Origin of the sequence: Flavobacterium notoginsengisoli (assembly GCF_042686225.1) — a bacterium.
In the GTDB taxonomy this organism is placed as follows: Bacteria; Bacteroidota; Bacteroidia; order Flavobacteriales; family Flavobacteriaceae; genus Flavobacterium; species Flavobacterium notoginsengisoli.
On sequence record NZ_JBHUOT010000010.1, the window covers coordinates 242,757 to 261,843 of the forward strand.

Below are 19,087 nucleotides of genomic sequence, written 5' to 3' on the forward strand. Positions count from 1 at the left end.
TATTATATTTCTAGCGCATTTTTATTTTACTTTTTTTAACAAGATAAATAGTGTCAACTTACTGATTTTCAAGCACGCAAATCTTTTAAAAACCCCAATTTTCACATTCAAAATTTATTTTAAAAAAAATTAAAGTATTACTTATTTAACCATTCAAAAAAAGAATATTATTCAAAAACAAATAACAATAATTGTAGATAATACATTTATTAAATTCATAAAAAACAGGACGCTACAGGATAGCATTCTGACTCACAAAAAATATTTTTACTTTATAATTATATCTAGTTAAGACAGAAAGAAATCATTTAAACAACTAAATATAAACACCTTACCAACTATAACTGACCAACCACTAAAAAAATGAGAATACCAAAATCATATATCGCATTTTTCTTCTTTATAACTCTAATTTCTTTTAGTCAGAAAAATGAAAAATCTCCCTGGCCTCAATCTTCAAACATAAACCAGCCATGGACCAGATGGTGGTGGATGGGAAGTGCGGTGGACAAACCTAACTTAAAGAGAAGCTTACTCGATTTTCATAAAGCAGGAATTGGGGGTGTAGAAATTACTCCAATTTATGGGGTTAAAGGCGAAGAAAAAAACTTCATCGATTATCTTTCTCCAAAATGGCTGGAAATGCTTGATTATACTATTCACGTTTCAGACAGTCTTCATATGCAGGTCGATATGGTATTGGGTACAGGATGGCCATACGGCGGATCTCACGTTACACCTGAATATGCCGCTACCAAACTGATTGTCGAAAAATATCCTCTTAAAAAAAATGAGACAATCGACAGGATTATCAAACTAGAAAACAGCAAAGAAAAAAATCCCGCTTCACTTTTGTACGTTGTAGCTTATGGAAGTGACGGATCTTATATCAATCTCACAGATCAGCTTGCGGGAAGTAAATCGAAATCAAAAGACAAAGGTTTTGATGGAAGTTCAGTTTTATTACCAAATCCTGAACCTAATAAGCTAAAATGGACTGCAAAAAAAACAGATTACACTTTATATGCTGTTTTTACAGGCAAAACAGGACAGCAAGTAAAAAGAGCTGCACCGGGCGGAGCTGGTTTTACATTAGACCACTATTCTGAAGAAGCTTTAAATGCTTACACTGTTCCGTTTAACAATGCTTTCAAAGGCCGAGAAGGCAAAATCAGAGCTATATTTAATGACAGTTATGAAGTGTATGGCACCGATTTTACTCCTGCTTTTTTTGATGAATTCTTAAAACTCAGAGGCTACGATCTTAAAAAACAACTTCCTTTGCTTCTAAATGAAACCGACGATGAAATAAGCAACAGAATTCGAAGCGATTACCGTCAGACTATTGGTGATTTATTACTGAATAAATTTGACAAACCCTGGACTAAATGGGCCAATTCTAAAAACTTTAAAACCAAACTTCAGGCACATGGGTCTCCTGGGAATTTAATTGATTTGTATGCTTCTGCTGATATTCCGGAATGTGAAACCTTTGGTTCCATGCCTTTTGATATTCCAGGCTTTAGACGTGAAAAAGAAGATATTCGTCCTGGAGATGCTGATCCTGTAATGCTGAAATTTTCTTCATCGGCTGCTCATATCTCAGGAAAAAATCTCGTTTCTTCTGAAACATTTACTTGGCTTCGCGAACATTTTAAAGCGGCATTGTCACAATGCAAACCAGAAGCAGAAGATTTAATGCTGAACGGAATCAATCATATTTTTCTGCACGGTTCTACTTATTCGCCAGACAGAGCCACTTGGCCGGGCTGGCAGTTTTATGCTTCTGTAAACTTTAATGCCAATAACAGCATTTGGGAAGATGGTCCTGCCCTATTCTCCTATATCGCCAATTGTCAATCATTGCTGCAAGAGGGAAAATCAGACAATGAAATTTTACTGTATTTTCCAATTTTTGATACTTGGAACGAATACAAAAAAGGTACTTTGTTTTTTGAATTTAAAATACATTCTCTTTCCGAATGGCTGCATGGAACCTCATTTTATGATATGACCAACAAACTGATGAAAAAAGGATATGGTGTTGATTTTATTTCAGATAATTTCATAGCTGATGCCAAAGTGATTGATGGAAAAATAGTCCTGCCCGGAGGAACTTTTAAATCTTTAATTATTCCTTCTTGCAAGAAAATGCCTTTAACAACACTTCAAAAATTAATCGAATTGAAAAAAGCGGGTGCTGCTATTATTTTTGAAAATCTGCCGGAATCTGTTCCTGGCTTTAATGATTATAAAAAACAGGAAGAAAAACTACATTCACTTTTAGCTGAAAACAAAGAGGTAAAACCTGTCTCTGATATTTTTACAGCATTAGAAAGTGTACAGATTTACCCAGAAACACTTGTAAATACAGGTTTAAAATATATCCGAAGAACAATCGACGGAGAAAAAATATACTATTTGGTCAATCATACCACAAAAACAATTGATGATTTTATTCCATTGCAGATCAGCAATAAAGAAGTTATTATTCTTGATCCGCTGAACAGGGAATTTGGCAATGCCATCGTAAAAAAATCAGGGGATAAAACATTTGTCAAAATCAGAATAGAACCGGGCAAATCTTATTTTCTAAAAACAGAAAACACGGCGTCACAAAAAAAATGGAGTTATTTTGAACCGACTGCCGAAGCTGTTCCTCTAAATGGAAAATGGAAAATTACTTTTGATAAAGGAGGCCCTAAACTGCCAAGCCCAGCCACAATTTCAAATTTGGAATCATGGACAAAATTAAGTCCTGAAGCCGAAGCCTTTTCAGGCTCTGCAACCTATACTCTGGAATTTGACAATCCGAATACGAAAACAGAATCCTGGAATCTAAATCTGGGCGATGTCCGCGAAAGCGCAAAAGTATGGCTGAATGATCAATATGTTGGAACAGCATGGTCTGTTCCATATCAATTGAATGTTGGAAAATTAAAATCAGGCAAAAACATTCTTAAGGTTCAGGTAACGAATCTTTCTGCCAACAGAATTCGTGATAAAGAATTAAAAGGAGAAGAATGGAAGATTTTTTATGAAATCAATATGGTCGATAAAGATTATAAAAAATTTGACGCAACAAAATGGAGCCCAATGCCTTCTGGATTATTAGGCCCCGTAACCATTACTCCTTTAACATCTAAACTAACTATTAAATAATACTATCTAAAATGAGAAAATTACTTTTAATCTTCGCTATTGGAGCTTTCTATACCGCCACCGCGCAGCAGTTTGATAAAAAATTAGTGCTCAAACAAATGATTTTGGCCAATGATTATTTTATGCAGAAATGGCCGGAGACTGGAAAAACAATTATTACCAATAAAGAACGTCCTAGCAATATTTGGACAAGAGGGGTTTATTATGAAGGATTAATGGCACTGCATGAAATTTTTCCGAAAGATGCTTATTATGATTATGCTATGTCGTGGTCTGAGTTCCACAAATGGGGATTCAACGGTGGAAATACTACGCGAAATGCTGATAATTACTGCGCAGCCCAAACCTATATCGATTTGTATAATTTAAATCCAGATCCTAAAAAATTAAAAAATACAAAAGCCAATTTGAACATGCTTTTAAACACGCCTCAGCTTGATGACTGGTCGTGGATTGATGCTATCCAGATGGGAATGCCTGTGTTTGCGAAAATGGGGGTTTTAGAAAAAGACAATCGTTATTTCGAAAAAATGTATCAAATGTATATGTATTCGAGAAACAAACACGGCGACCACGGACTTTTTAATCCAAAAGACGGTTTATGGTGGCGTGATGCCGATTTTGACCCTCCGTACAAAGAACCAAACGGAGAAGATTGCTACTGGAGTCGTGGCAATGGCTGGGTAATTGCTGCTTTAGCAAAAGTATTGACCATTATTCCTCAAAACGCGCCACACAGAGAGCAATATGTAAAAGATTTAAAAGCAATGGCTGCTGCACTTGTTCCTATTCAAAGAACTGACGGTTTCTGGAATGTAAGTTTGCACGATCCAACTAATTTTGGAGAAAAAGAAGCTTCTGGAACTGCATTATTTGTTTATGGAATGGCTTACGGAGTAAACAACGGCATTTTGAAAAAAGAAACATACCTTCCTGTAATTGAAAAAGCCTGGAATGCCCTTACAAAAGAAAGTCTTCACGAAAACGGATTTTTAGGATTTTTACAGTCAACTGGAAAAGAGCCTAAAGACGGACAGCCATTATCTTATGACAAAATTCCTGATTTCGAAGATTACGGATTGGGATGTTTTTTACTGGCTGGTTCAGAAATTTATAAAATGAAGTGATGAAAAAGACTCTCTTATATACTGCGTTAATTCTATTTAATACCGCTTTATTTTCTCAGGAATTTAAGAGAGAAAAATACAATTTCAATTCGGATTGGAAACTGAAAGCAGGTGATTCTAATGATAATTCGTGGAAAAATGTCACGCTTCCTCATGCCTACAATCAAGAAGAGGCTTTTGAAAAAGATATCGAACATCTTACCACAGGAATTGTCTGGTATCGTAAAAAATTCAAACTACTAAAAGGCATTAAAAACAATAAAGTTTTTATAGAATTTGAAGGAATTCGTCAGGCAGGCGTTATTTATGTAAACGGACAAAAAATCGGGCTTCATGAAAATGGCGTAATGGCTTTTGGTTTTGATATTTCAAACCTGCTTAAACCTTATCCGCAGGAAAATTGTATCGCACTCCGAATTGATAACGACTGGAAATACAAGGAACAAGCCACCGGAGCATCTTACCAATGGAATAACATTAATTTTAATGCAAACTACGGCGGAATTCCTAAAAATGTATTTCTTCATATTACTGGAAAACTATATCAGACATTACCGCTTTATTCTAATCTAAAAACGACTGGAGTCTATATTTATCCTTCTCAAATAAATATACAAGCCGAAAGTGCCGTCATCAACGTTGAATCTCAAATCAAGAATGAATTCGACACTCCTAAAATGGCAACATTTGAAGTTGTAATAGAAGATTTAGAAGGACATCAAAAAGCGTTATTTTCAGGAGACAAAATCCTTATTAATCCTAATGAAACCAAAATTATCAAAGCGCATCAATTAGTTAAAAAACTAAATTTCTGGAGCTGGGGATATGGCTATTTATATAATGTAAAAACAATTTTAAAAATTGACGGGAAAACGGCTGATGAAGTAGTGACCAGAACAGGTCTCAGAAAAACTGATTTTAAAGACGGTCAATTTTGGCTAAACGATCGTGTATTGCAGTTAAAAGGTTATGCGCAAAGAACCAGCAATGAATGGCCTGCCATTGGTATGTCGGTTCCGGCATGGCTCAGTGATTTCAGTAATAAAATGATTGTGGAAGGAAACGGAAATCTGGTTCGCTGGATGCATGTAACACCTTGGAAACAAGACATCGAATCCTGTGACAGAGTTGGGCTCTTGCAGGCAATGCCGGCAGGAGATACAGAAAAAGACGCCCAAGGTGATACTTGGAAACAAAGAGTAAACCTGATGCGGGATGCTATTATTTACAACAGAAATAATCCGAGTATCATTTTTTATGAAAGCGGTAATGAATCCATCAGCGAAGCGCATATGCATGAAATGAAAAGCCTTCGCTATACCTATGATCCTTTTGGAGGACGTGCTATTGGTTCTCGTGAAATGCTTGATAGCCGTGAAGCGGAATATGGAGGTGAAATGCTTTACATTAACAAAAGCGCTGGAAAACCGCTTTGGGCAACCGAATATTCTAGAGATGAAGGACTACGCAAATATTGGGATGAGTTTTCTCCTCCCTATCATAAAGAAGGCGATGGCCCCTTATACCGCGGTAATCCTGCTGAAGCTTACAATCATAATCAGGACAAACATGCCATTGAAAATATTGTCCGATGGTACGATTATTACCGAGAAAGACCGGGAACTGGAAAAAGAGTCAGTTCAGGCGGTGTCAATATCATTTTTTCGGATTCCAATACACATCATCGCGGTGAAGTAAATTACAGAACCAGCGGCGAAGTCGATGCCATGCGTATTCCTAAAGACGGTTTTTGGGCACATCAAGTAATGTGGGACGGTTGGGTGGATATCGAAAAACACCGCACCCATATTATGGGACATTGGAATTATTCTGATTCCGTTACCAAAAATATTTATGTAGTTTCAACCGCATCAAAAGTTGAGCTATTTTTAAATGGTTCTTCACTGGGTTTTGGAAATAGAAGCAGTGAATTCCTATTTACTTTTGAAAATATAAAATGGAAATCGGGAGCTCTAAAAGCGATTGGTTATGATGAAAACGGAACAACTCTGAGCGAGGATTCTAAAAGCACTTCTGACGAGCCTTATGCCATTAGATTAAAATTAAACACAAATCCCAATGGCTTAACTGCCGACGGTGCTGACACAGCATTGATTGATGTTGAAACAGTTGATAAAGAAGGTAATCGCTGTTCAATCAGCAACAATATGATTTCTTTTACTTTGGAAGGCCCTGCAGAATGGCTTGGAGGGATTGCGCTTGGCCCTAAAAATTATATTCTTTCTAAAGAAATTCCAGTTGAAAATGGCATTAATAGAGTTATGATTCAATCGATGATACAATCAGGCAAAATTAAGATTAAAGCCGTTTCTAAAGGATTACAGCCTGCTGAATTGATTTTTGAAAGCAAGCCAATAGAATCTTCAAACGGACTTTCAAAACAGCTTCCAGGAACAGATCTTCCTTCTTACTTAGAACGTGGGCCAACTCCCAAAACATCCTCTTATACGCTAAAAAGAAAACCCGTTTATATCTTAAATGCTGTTTCTCCGTCAAACAATAACGACACTTACAAAAGTTATGATGATAACGAGTTGACAGAATGGAGAAACGATGGGAACATCAATACTGGAACTATAACGTATACTTTGGCGAAAGCCTCTATTGTAAACGAAATAGTAGTAAAACTTACAGGCTGGAGATCCAAAATTTACCCAATCAGGATTTTGGCAGATGGACAGGAAGTTTTTAAAGGAAATACAACTCAGAGTCTAGGGTATATCACAATTCCGTTAAAACCTATCTTAGCTGAAAAAATCACAATTGAATTGATTGGCATTAACACCGAAAAAGATAATTTTTCGAAAATTACGGAAGTAGATCCTACAAAAGAACTTGATTTATTTAAAGATAAAACGTCCGTTGATGCGTCGGGACAGTTACGCATTGTAGAAATAGAATTTTATGAAAAAATCGATTAACATCCAAAAACTAAAAGCAACCACATTTTTAGCTTCTTTATTGATAAGTTTTGCTGCTTCGGCACAAAAGAAGGAAATACCATTATGGGATAAAATTCCCGATGAAATTCAGTCAAAAGAATACGTAGAAAAAATAGATTACAATAAAGACGGAATTGCAGAAGGGGTCAGAAAAGTAACTATACCAACTTTAACGCCTTATTTTGCCGACCCCGAAAAATCAAATGGAAGTGCCGTTATCATATGCCCTGGAGGAGCTTACGGAATGCTTGCCATTAATAAGGAAGGTTTTAAAGTTGCGGAATGGCTTAACAGTATCGGCATTCACGCTTTTGTATTAAAATACCGTCTGCCTAGTGATTTGATAATGAAAAACAAAACTGTCGGTCCATTGCAGGATGCACAGGAAGCACTGCGTATGGTGAGACGCAATGCTGTGAAATGGAAAATTGATCCGAACAAAATCGGTATCATGGGATTTTCTGCCGGAGGACATCTAGCTTCAACTTTAAGTACTCATTATAACGACAAAGTATATATTCCTTCAGATACAACCAGTGCAAAGCCCAATTTCTCTATTTTAATCTATCCCGTTATTTCAACTCAGGAAGGTGTTACGCATCAGGGTTCAAAAGATAATTTACTTGGAAAAAATCCTGATCCTGCGCTAGTTGACTTCTATTCTAATGAAAAACAGGTAAATGCTACAACCCCAAAAGCTTTTTTGGTGCATGCAACAGATGACAAGGCTGTTCCTGTAGAAAACAGCATCAATTATTATTTGGCTTTAAAAAAGGAAAAAGTTACAGTCGAAATGCATTTGTATGAAAACGGTGGACACGGTTTTGGTTTAGGTGTAAAAGGAACCAACTCCTTCTGGCCAAAAACCTGCGAAAAATGGCTTGCAGCAAATAATTTCACTCTTAAGTCCGATGCTTATGTATTTACTTATTTTAAAGGAAACGGCGAAGACGGACTGCATCTGGCATACAGCGAAGACGGTTATAAATGGAATAGTCTTAAAAATGATACTTCCTTCTTGACTCCTGAAGTAGGAAAAGATAAACTCATGCGTGATCCTTGCGTAATTAAAGGCGGAGACGGATTATACCACATGGTCTGGACGGTAAGCTGGACGGATAAAGGTATTGGATACGCTTCTTCCAAAGATTTAATTCATTGGTCGAAACAGGATTTTATTCCCGTCATGATGCATGAAGAAAAAGCCCGTAACACTTGGGCTCCGGAAATTACTTATGACGAAAAAAACAAAGAATATATGATTTACTGGGCTTCGACTATTGATGGGAAATTCCCTGAGACAAAATCGGAAGAAGAAAAGGGATATAATCACCGAATTTATTATACCACAACCAGAGATTTTAAAAAATTCAGCAAAACCAAACTACTTTACGATCCCGGTTTTAATGTAATTGATGCTTCAATTGTCAAACAAGACAAACAATATGTAATGTATCTAAAAGATGAAACCCGAAATCCGGTACAGAAGAATCTTAAAGTTGCTCACAGTAAAAATTTGACGGGATCTTACAGTAAAGCTAGCGAACCCATAACGGGAAAGTACTGGGCAGAAGGACCAACTGCGGTAAAAATTGATAACAGCTGGATAGTCTATTTTGATAAATATACAGAAAAGAAATACGGCGCGGTTAAAGAAACGGCAAAAGGCTGGGAAGATATTTCGGAGCAAATTAGTTTTCCAGTTGGAGCACGTCACGGTACCGTGATAAGAATTTCTTCGGCAGAATTAAACATTTTAAAAAAGGAATCAGGCAGCAATTAACAGATTCTTCACCTCATAAACTAAATACCATAAAAGCGATGACATCAAAGACAGAGCATTCAGAAATAAAAATAGATTCTAATTCCAGTATTCCTAAATATATTCAGGTTGCCAACAATCTAGCAGAGGAAATTTTATCCGGAAAGATGGAAAAAGGACAGCGACTTCTGTCTATTAATGAACTTAGCAAAGCAAAGTCTATCTCTCGTGATACCGCTGAGAAAGCCTATAAAGAGCTGAGAGACCGAAATCTGGCTTTTTCTGTAATGGGTGTTGGCAATTTTGTTTGTATTGATGATGAAAAATCTAAGAGCATCCTTTTTTTAATCAACAAACCCTGCTCTTACAAGATGGAAGTTTACGATTCATTTGTCACCACAATGGGAAACGATGTTCATGTTGATATGCATCTTTATTATAATGACGAACAGCTATTTATTGAAGTCCTGAAAAAAAACATTCACAATTACAACTATTTTGTCATTATGCCCCATTTTCGAAATGCAGAAGAGAGTCATGTGAATTATACTCCAAATGTGATCAATTTCATTGAAGGTATCCCGAAAGAAAAATTGGTGATATTAGACAATTCCTGTGAAGAGATCACCGGAGATTTTACAGCTGTTTATCAGGATTTTAAATCGGATATATTTAATGCTTTGAAAGAAGGAATTAAAAAATTAAAAAAATATAAAAAAATAATTTTTGTTCATCCTGAAAAAGCTGCTTTTCCATCTCCCGCATCTTTAGTTGAGGGTTTTGTCGAATTCTGTAATACTTATAATTTTGAATTTGAAATCGCAGACAGAATATATGAGGGATTAGAATTTAAAAATAAAGAGGTTTATATTACTATTGAAGACAATGATCTGGTTAGTCTGATTCAGCAGATTAAAGAAAAAAAACTTAAAGTAGGAAAAGACGTAGGAGTCATTTCCTACAATGAAACACCGCTGAAAGCGCTTTTGGATATTACCGTTATGAGCACCGATTTTAAAGCAATGGGACAAAAAGCAGGAGAACTAATTCTTAACAGAAAAAAAGAAATTTCAAAAAACCCATTTCGTTATATTGAACGCACTTCTCTTTAATGTAAAATATAAATGTTAAAAAGAAGAGACGCTGGAAATGCACGGGTTTCAAACTTAAGGTTTAAATCCCGCTCATAATATAAATAATTTAATTTCTAATTATCTTTTTCTTCTTTTTCCTTCCAAGCCATATTAAAAGCCCCGTAATTGGAAGTGTAACTGCAAAAAGACAAACCAAAAACGCTACTATTTTTGTTGGATATCCATAAATGCTTCCTGTATGGATTGGGTATATCAAACGTCTTACTTTATCACCATTACTAAATGATTCATAGGGTCTCGTTTCTACAATTTTGCCTGTATATTTATCAAAGTAAGCAAGACTAGCAATGTTGGGTATTTCTTTTTCAAGATTCATTTTAATAACCATAATACTATTTATAGTATCAGATGGCATTCTGATCTGTGTATCTCCATTATAACTGTAAATACTATCTGTTTTTGAAAATATATTTTGATAGAAAAACGACTTATTTCCTTCCGGATCTGTTTTAGTTGGGTTTTCAACTTTAGCAGAAGGTTTCTTAGTTGTTCCATCAGCTAATAAATAAATACCACTCTCAAACCACTTATATGACCATGTTAAACCTGTTAATGAGATAATCAGCAGTACTAAAAAAGTATAAAAACCAAAAGTTGAATGAAAATCCCAGTTCACTCTTTTAAATGAAGCTCCCCATTTTACCGTTAATCTTTGCTTGAGGTTTTTAATTTTATTTGGCCACCATAAAACAAGTCCAGACAAAAGCATAAACACAAAGATGAGACAGCTAATTCCTGTAACGGCTTGTCCAAAATCACCCAAAACCAAATGACGGTGTAAATCAAGTACAACCGAAAAGAAACGTTTTTTAGCAGGTACCGATCCTAAAACTTTACCACTATAAGTATCAACAGAAAAAATCATTTTTTTCTTGTCTGAATCAGTTCCTGTAATTATTAAGCTTCTTTCTGGATCAGCAAAAGAGTGAATACGATCAATTTTTTTAAGATGAAATTCTTTTTGTACTTCAGAAATAATACCATCTATTGGAAGCTTTTCCTTACCAATATTAGCTACTTTATAAAATTCAGGATTAAAGAACTCATCCAGTTCCTCTTCAAATACTAATATACTTCCTGTAAGGGCAACTATAAAAACAATTAACCCGGAAGCAAGTCCGAGCCAAAGGTGCAATAAGCCAATATTTTTTTTAAGTGTTTTATTCATTTACTATATTGTTCCTAAGTAGTTTTCAAATATAACCAAAGCATGCAAAAAATGATTTATTTTTTAAAATTTATAACGCAGATTTAAACTAGTTGTCATACCGCTGCCCATAACATAATCTGCATTTACAGCACGATACTGGCTTAAAGTTGAATAATAGCTGTTGTTTAATAAATTCTCAACTCCTAAGTTTAGTGACCAGTTTTTATTAAAGGCATAACTTCCTGCAAAATTAATCAGGTTCACTGTCGAAATTGGTCCTTCACTATTATTATATCTTCCATTCGTATTAGGTTCAAAACGATTACGACAACCAGTATTAACCCAAGATAATTGCAAAAACCAGTCAGATGTAGGTTTGTAATTAATATAACCCGTTGCTTTAGGAGGAGCAATACGTGATCCATTTAAGTAAACAGTACTTCCATCATCAAATTCAGCTTTTCCATCAACATACGAATAGCTTCCGCCTAGATTCAATTTATTAGAAACTCTGTAATCTAATGTTATCTCATATCCTTTAATTTTTTCAGGTTCACGCTGTGCAACCAAACGGCCGTCAACTTCAATCAAATTAGCTCCTAATTTTGATGTACTGATATAATAAGCTGCGGTTACATTAAAATTGTAAAACTTACTGGAAAAACCAGCTTCATAATTGTTCGTAATAATTGGGTCAGTTGCTAAACTCGCTATAGTACTTTCTTCTGCACTTCTCAAAATTCTTCCTAGTTCATTTATAGCAAACGCCTGAGAAAAACTCACAAACGGATTAAAAATTTCATATTTGTTAAAGCGAAGACCTGCATTGAACATCGTAGCGTTATACGGAATTTTACCTCCTTCTACAAAAATACTTCCTTGGTTTCCTGGTCCCGAAGCAATTGTATTATAATCTTTAACTCTAACTGTTGCATTTTCATAACGCAACCCTCCTTTGAAAATTAAGTTTTCTAAAACATCTACTTTCAATTGTGCATAAGGAGCAATATTCAACATATCCATTTTAGGAATGTAAACACGTCCATCAACCAGATCCTGAAAAGTAACATCATTTAACACATCTATACCATAAGTAATTTCAGAAGAAACAGAACCAATTTTAAAGGGCGTATTCAAGTTTATTCTCGTTCCAATTTTATTAGAATTAATCATGGTTTGTCCCGGACCATACCAAGCTGTTGCAGACGCGACATAACGATTCATAGATTGAAAAGAATTCAAATAAGCCGACACATCTAATTGTGTTGAATTAAATAAATTGTTTTTCGAAAAGGTAAACATAAAATTATGATTAAATGGAGTTCCTGCATTTTTACCAGGTTCTGTACCTCTTACACCAATTGTAGGAGTCTGACCATAGACACCTGTCTGACTAATATATTTAGCATTTTGAGTACTGCTGTAAAAATTGTATACGACATTAAAACTAGTATGCTCGTCCATGTCATATCCTAATTTCACAAAAGCATTTGACTGAGAAGAATTAGAAAGACCGTCTGTCTGTCCTAAAGGTCTGCCATCGGCGTCTCTTTGAAGTCCCGTGTAATCAAAAGCTCCACCAATAACATAACTAAATCTGTTTTTTCTTCCGTTAAAAAACTGTGAAACACGATAACCAAAAGTTTCTTTACTATGCAGCGGATTAAAAGTAGTCCCAACGGTAGTTATTCCCTGAAAACTATCAACCAATGGACTTTTTTTAGTAATATAATTGATAATTCCACCTCCTGAACCGTTTCCATAAATAGAAGTAGCTCCCTTAATCACCTCAATACGCTCAATTGCATTAGCATCGACCACACGAATATCACGAGCCCCATTCATTAAAGGTGTTGACTGCGGAATTCCATCAATCAAAACTAAAACCTGACGTCCTCTTAAAGTCTGTCCAGAGTTAGTTGCTTTATTTGTCGATGTACCAAGCCCTGGAATAACATTCCCTAAAATAGAAGATAAATTAGTATTAATACTGCTTTGAACTTGTATTTCTTTTTGGCTCATTATGGTTATCGAAGAAGGAACTGTAGCAATATTTTCTTGCTTTCTACCGGCCGTAATTACAACTTCCTGCAATTTATTTTCGCTGATTAAAACAATTGAAACTATATTTTTTTCTTGCAGGTTTGAAAAAACATGCACAAATGGCTCATATTCCGAAGCTGTAATTGAAACAGTATTGTTTTGTATTTCACTGCTTAAAACTGAAACTTCACCTGACTTATTTGTTGTACCAATAATTTTATTGCCAGAAGAAACTGAAGCATTTGAAATAGGGTTTTTCGATTCATTTTCAACCTTTAAGCGAAGTGATTGTGCATTTAAACTAACGGTTAAAAAAATTAAAATAATTAGAAAAATAGGGCGTTTAAAATTCATTTTTAAGGTATTCAAAAAAAACATTACTACGTTATTTTTATTTAGATTGATTCTTTGCAAAAGTAGGCATTCTAAATTATTTCACAAATAGTTAAGATTTTAAAGTGAGCACATTAAGACTTAAGCAACTATCATTAATAGTGCTTTTTGGTACAAACTACAAAATTTAAAGAGCCATTTTTTTTCAAATAAGATGTAAAATAGATTACCATTTATGGGAAAATATTTTCATATACCCTTAGTATATTATTAATAAATAATTTCATACTTTTGAATTCTTTTTATTCATTCTAAATAAAAACAAATACATTCTAACTTTATTTCATGAAACTCAAAATAGTACTGCTCTTTATTTTTTCGTCGACATTTTTAATAGCGCAAAACACCTTATCAGGTAAAATAAGTAATGAATCTGGAAGTCCTTTGGCAGGAGTTAGTATTCAGCTTTTAAGTACAGCAATTAGTGTAAAAACAAATGCTAGTGGATTTTATCTGATAGAAAATCTGGCAAATGGCCAATACATAATCGAAGTAAATTCAGATGGATATATTTCAAAAAAGCATTCCATTATTTTAGAAAATTCTCAAAATATTTCCGTTGACATTATTTTAGAAAAAACAGCTCAAACATCGAACGATGCAGAGAAATTAAATGATGTCGTAGTAAAGAGTATATCTGAAAAGAGAAAAAAAGAAGAAACGGCACAAGCCGTTTCTGTAATAGAAATGCGGGAAGCGAAGTTTAAAACTACAGATTTAGGCGAAGTACTTTCACAAACACAGGGCATAAATGTTAGACGTACCGGAGGTTTAGGATCCAGAACAAACTTTTCGATGAATGGATTAACAGGCAATCAAATCCGTTTCTTCTTAGACGGCATTCCATTGGAATATCATGGTTATACTTTCGGGATTTCGACAGTTCCTGTTAATTTAATTGATCGTGTAGAAGTGTATAAGGGAGTAGTTCCAATTGAATTTGGAGCAGATGCTCTTGGGGGTGCTGTCAATTTAATCACCCCAAAAATAAAATCTGGTTTTAGTGGTTCTTTTTCAGCTCAGGCAGGTTCTTTTGGAACCTACCGAACCTCTTTAATCCTTAATAATTACAATGAAAAGACTGGATTTTTTATAAAGGGAAGCGGTTTTTACGATACCTCTAAAAACAATTATAAAGTAGATGTTGACGTTCCTGATGATGCCGGTAAGATAAAAAAGGTAACTGTACCAAGATTTCATGATGCATACGATGGCTTTGGAGTACAATTAATAACGGGTATCAAAGACAGAAGCTGGGCAAAGCAATTGAGCATAGAAGGATTTTACACGGATTATACAAAAGAAATCCAGCACAATCAATTAATGGTTGGAGTTCCTTACGGAGAGGTAATGACTTATCGAAAATCGGCTGGAACCGTCCTTACCTATCGCAATGACTTTGGTGAAAATTTTGCGTTAGATTTTATCTCAGGATATAATTATAGAGAACGACAGTTTACAGATGTATCCGACTATGTCTACAATTGGTACGGTGAACGCATTGAAGGCTCTGCAGGAAATGTCAGCGGAGAGATTTCAGAATCTACTGGACCAAGTGATACTTATACCTGGAATAATGATGCTTTTTCACGTCTAAAAGCTTCATGGAAAATCAATAACCAATATGCCTTAAGTTTTACCTCTGCTCCCACCTATTCTAAACAAACCGGAGACGACAGATTTATTACGGGCTATGACCCTGCCACTGCCGTAAGAGAATTGCTTACATGGGTTAATGGTGCTGACTTTAAAATAAATGCATTTCATGAAAAATTAGAGAATCTATTGTTTATTAAAAATTACCTGCAAAAAGTAAATTCTGAAGAGAAAATACCGTCTAACAACTCCATAATCAAAGAAAACAGAAGTGTGAACTATTTTGGTTTTGGAAATGGGGTTCGTTTTAAATTCAATGAACAATTTTCTACCAGATTAACGTATGAATATGCCACTCGTCTGCCTCAAACAGATGAATTGTTTGGAGATGGGCAATTTATACAAGGTAATATGAACTTAAAACCGGAGCGCAGTCATAATGTCAATTTTGAGCTTTTTTTCAAATCTAAAGCTAATTATGAAGCAAGCAACTGGCAGGTTCAGACTAATCTCTTTTTGAGAAAGATAGACAATCAAATCTTATTTGTGCCCAGCTTAGACCGTAACAATACTTTTCAGAATGTATTTGCAGCAACATCTAAGGGAATTGAAGTTTCAGGAAGCTGGACTTCTAAAAATGATAAACTTTCATTTCACGCCAATAGTACATACCAACACTTTTACAATGATTCAAACGAAGGAATATTTGCCGCTTACAAAGGAGATAGAGTGCCTAATCAACCCTACTTTTTTGCAAACGGAGGTGCTAATTATTCTTTTCACAACATAATAGGCAAATCAGATAAATTATCATTTTTTCTTGATGCCAGATACGTGTATGAATTTTTTAGAAGCTGGGAAAGCGCTTCTGTAAATCCATTTATCATTCCGAGTCAGCAGACTTTTGATTTGGGTACGACTTATCATAACAGCCTTAATGGTACTAAATATGCCATAACTGCAGAGATTCAAAACTTAACCAATGAAAAAAATTATGATTTTTTTGGTGTACAAAAACCGGGAAGATCATTTAACATCAAATTAGTAACTCAATTTTAATTAATTATACAACCAATAAGTATGAAAACAAATCGATTTTTTACAAAGTATACCGTTGCGGTAATAATGTGTTCGGTATTCGCTTTAACATCATGCAGTTCAGATGATAACAAAACCGATGAAGGCCAGGGTGATAATCCAGCTGTTATTGCATCAGTACGTGTAAATACTCCTTCAGGCAGAGTTTTTTATCTAGGAGCATACGATAAATTTCCTTCCACCCTTGATTATAAAACAATGACAGAGATTGGTCCAGGCGCAACAATCTATTCTTATGGAGAACATCCTTATGTTTGGAATGGGACAGCTTCGACCTTAACTAAATACAATGTGAGCAACGACATGAAAATTTCGAGTGCAGATGCCTTAAGTCTTGCCGGTACAGGTGTCAGCGGTACTTTCGGACCTCCCGCTTTCGTATCCGAGACAGAAGCTTATTTTTTCGCCTTAAATGACGGAAAAATTATTAAGTTCAATCCAACAACTATGTCTATAACAGAAACTATAGCGGTTACTCCATTACCATTAAGTAACGATGCCGATGTAAAAACATCTACTTATATGAGTTATGTAACTTCGGCAAAAAAAATAATTTTACCTGTGGCTGCTACACCAACAAATTTTAACAAGTTTCCGCAATATGCTCAAATTGCAGTTTTTGATATAGCATCAAAAGTAGTAACTTATGTGAAAGATACTCGTATGTCAATGGGCTATGATACGTTTGCAAAAGGAAATGATGGTACTTTGTATTACAGACCTTCACGTGCTACATCTCTGTCGTTGGATTACAGTACTGTAACAGGAGCTCCTCCAGCTGGTGGAATGTTAAAGGTAAATCCTAACGGTACATTTGATCCTAACTTTTTTGTAGACTTAAAAGCACCTCTAAATGCACATTCTGTAAATGTAGTGGCTTATGTTCATGGAGATAAAGCTCTGGCACAATATCTTGATAACACTTTTACGCCACCAGCAAAACCTGCTGACTGGTATAATGCTCCTACAAAATTTGCGCTTGTAGATTTAAAAACATTAAAGGTGGAACCTTTTACTTCTTTTGAAAAATATGGTACTGTTTATACAGTTGGTACAATTGATGGTGTAGAATATTATGGAAATATCACTGCACCTGATGGTAAATTCAGTCTTTTGAAACAAAAAGGAGCAGCTGAATTTGAAGCTGTTTCTGAAGCAATCGGAGGTAGTTTAATATTTGTTGGAAGATTGAGATAATAAATCCCCTGAAAGCATTACATAAAAGAGAATCTGTCTGTCTGGACAGATTCTTTTTTATATTATTTGTATTTCTTTTGTAACTTCTAATTTTCGATGCTTATTAACAATTCCTATTTTATAGAGGTAAGTATATTGAGGTACAAATTTTAAAAAATAAAATCTTACAAAGAACATACTTTGTAAGCCAACCGGATATTTCCCGATAACCGTTTTCTAAAGAACATTTAGTGTAGCAATTGGAATAAAGAAAAACAATATGAATTACTATTTTAGCCCTTAACTAATTTATTGTTTTCAGATTTATAAAAATAATATGTCAACTCTTTTCTTCCCTAATTTGAAATTTTGCTGGGTGAAATACCAAATTTATTCTTAAAGGCAATCGAAAAATGATTGTAGTGTTTGTATCCAACATGGCGTGCAACTTCAGCAACAGTCCAATCTGAAGAGTATTTTAATAAATCATAAGCCTCCTCCATCCGTTTGTTTACAACAAATTCATGAACTGTCATTCCAAAAAGCTGTTTAAAAGAGTTTTGCAGTTTTGTACGGTTCATAAAAGTCAATTCTGTCATTTGCTGAATTGTCAGCTGTTCTTTTTTTGCAGAAGAAAGAAGTTCCTTTAATTGATAAAGACGTTCCTTATCTGTTTTTGATATATTAACAGGATTTTTAGTTTCTAAAGTATTAGCGGCTTTATGTATTTTAACAGCTAAAAGTTCAAGCAGTTTACTTTCAATAAAAAATTTCTTTAGATCTCCTGTATAGGGACAATTATAAAGCTGTTTTATAATCAAATAAATATCTGAACAAATGGGGTAAGTTCTGCCTCCTAAAATCGATGGACTATTGGATTTAAGACCAAAAGCAAAATCTTGAAGCAGTGTTAATTCTTCTCCAAAGTGTTTTTTCAACCATTCTTCTGATAATTCAATTTCAACTGTCATAGCTCCCGAACAAACAGGAAAAGTTAAATATCCATCCAAATAAGGCTCAAAAAACAACATATGTTGATTTTGATAGATAGGAAGAAATGATCCTCTTTTTATGCCTGATTCATAAAGGGTTGCTCCTGTAGAAAGTTCAAAATGCATTTGAATGTAACCCGACTTGCTTATTACTCTAAGCTTTTGCTGCTGAAAAATATTCTTTTTATAAAAATGAATAAAAACACCATCAATTTTAATACTGTGTTTCTCAATACTAAACTCATTGGACTCTATTCTAGTTTTTGTTTCAATAATGCTTTTCTGCTCAGTGAACAAGCAATCACTATCTACTTCAATAACAGTTTTCGGAATAGCCAACTGGTTTTTTAATTCATTTTCCATAACATTTTTATCAACTAACTAGTACTGCTTTTATCGTATACAATGCTGTTAAAACCGTATAACGGTCTCTTTACTTTTGCCTTGTTTTTATTAAATCTAAATAATGCA

At 34.7% G+C, this 19,087-nt stretch carries 10 protein-coding genes; 7 read left to right on the forward strand and 3 right to left on the reverse strand.

Annotation, left to right across the window (positions count from 1 at the left end; translation table 11 throughout):
* Positions 1-363: 363 nt before the first annotated feature.
* The 5 genes from ACFS3A_RS20845 to ACFS3A_RS20865 are packed head-to-tail and all read left to right on the forward strand — an operon-like array spanning position 364 to position 10,126.
* Positions 364-3,162: a glycosyl hydrolase gene (locus ACFS3A_RS20845; RefSeq protein WP_379827494.1), complete on the forward strand. Its 2,799-nt coding sequence runs from the start codon at positions 364-366 to the stop codon at positions 3,160-3,162.
* 11 nt (positions 3,163-3,173) lie between these two features.
* The gene (locus tag ACFS3A_RS20850) at positions 3,174-4,289 is read left to right on the forward strand and encodes a glycoside hydrolase family 88/105 protein (protein WP_379827496.1); all 1,116 of its coding nucleotides are present in this window, start codon (positions 3,174-3,176) and stop codon (positions 4,287-4,289) included.
* Complete coding sequence (locus ACFS3A_RS20855) at positions 4,289-7,231, forward strand: glycoside hydrolase family 2 protein (RefSeq protein ID WP_379827497.1); 2,943 nt, start codon at positions 4,289-4,291, stop codon at positions 7,229-7,231. Before ACFS3A_RS20850 ends, ACFS3A_RS20855 begins: the two co-directional genes overlap by 1 nt.
* Positions 7,215-9,035 (forward strand): alpha/beta hydrolase fold domain-containing protein, encoded by a 1,821-nt coding sequence (locus tag ACFS3A_RS20860; RefSeq protein ID WP_379827498.1) that lies wholly within the window; start codon positions 7,215-7,217, stop codon positions 9,033-9,035. The genes ACFS3A_RS20855 and ACFS3A_RS20860 overlap by 17 nt, the downstream gene beginning before the upstream one ends.
* Before the next feature lie 38 nt (positions 9,036-9,073).
* Complete coding sequence (locus ACFS3A_RS20865) at positions 9,074-10,126, forward strand: GntR family transcriptional regulator (protein ID WP_379827499.1); 1,053 nt, start codon at positions 9,074-9,076, stop codon at positions 10,124-10,126.
* 88 nt (positions 10,127-10,214) lie between these two features.
* Here the strand turns inward: ACFS3A_RS20865 and ACFS3A_RS20870 are convergent, their stop codons facing one another.
* Positions 10,215-11,336: a PepSY-associated TM helix domain-containing protein gene (locus tag ACFS3A_RS20870; protein WP_379827500.1), complete on the reverse strand. Its 1,122-nt coding sequence runs from the start codon at positions 11,334-11,336 to the stop codon at positions 10,215-10,217.
* Between the two features lie 63 nt (positions 11,337-11,399).
* Positions 11,400-13,715: a TonB-dependent receptor gene (locus ACFS3A_RS20875; RefSeq protein ID WP_379827501.1), complete on the reverse strand. Its 2,316-nt coding sequence runs from the start codon at positions 13,713-13,715 to the stop codon at positions 11,400-11,402.
* Between the two features lie 324 nt (positions 13,716-14,039).
* Here ACFS3A_RS20875 and ACFS3A_RS20880 point away from each other — a divergent pair, with 324 nt between their 5' ends.
* Both ACFS3A_RS20880 and ACFS3A_RS20885 read left to right on the forward strand, forming a co-directional pair.
* On the forward strand, positions 14,040-16,409 hold the full coding sequence (locus ACFS3A_RS20880) for a TonB-dependent receptor (RefSeq protein WP_379827502.1): 2,370 nt from the start codon (positions 14,040-14,042) through the stop codon (positions 16,407-16,409).
* A gap of 21 nt (positions 16,410-16,430) precedes the next feature.
* Complete coding sequence (locus tag ACFS3A_RS20885) at positions 16,431-17,645, forward strand: hypothetical protein (protein WP_379827503.1); 1,215 nt, start codon at positions 16,431-16,433, stop codon at positions 17,643-17,645.
* 335 nt (positions 17,646-17,980) lie between these two features.
* On the opposite strand, the gene ACFS3A_RS20890 is transcribed toward ACFS3A_RS20885, so the two are convergent.
* Positions 17,981-18,979, reverse strand: coding sequence for a helix-turn-helix domain-containing protein (locus ACFS3A_RS20890; RefSeq protein ID WP_379827504.1), 999 nt, complete (start codon positions 18,977-18,979; stop codon positions 17,981-17,983).
* Positions 18,980-19,087 lie beyond the last annotated feature (108 nt).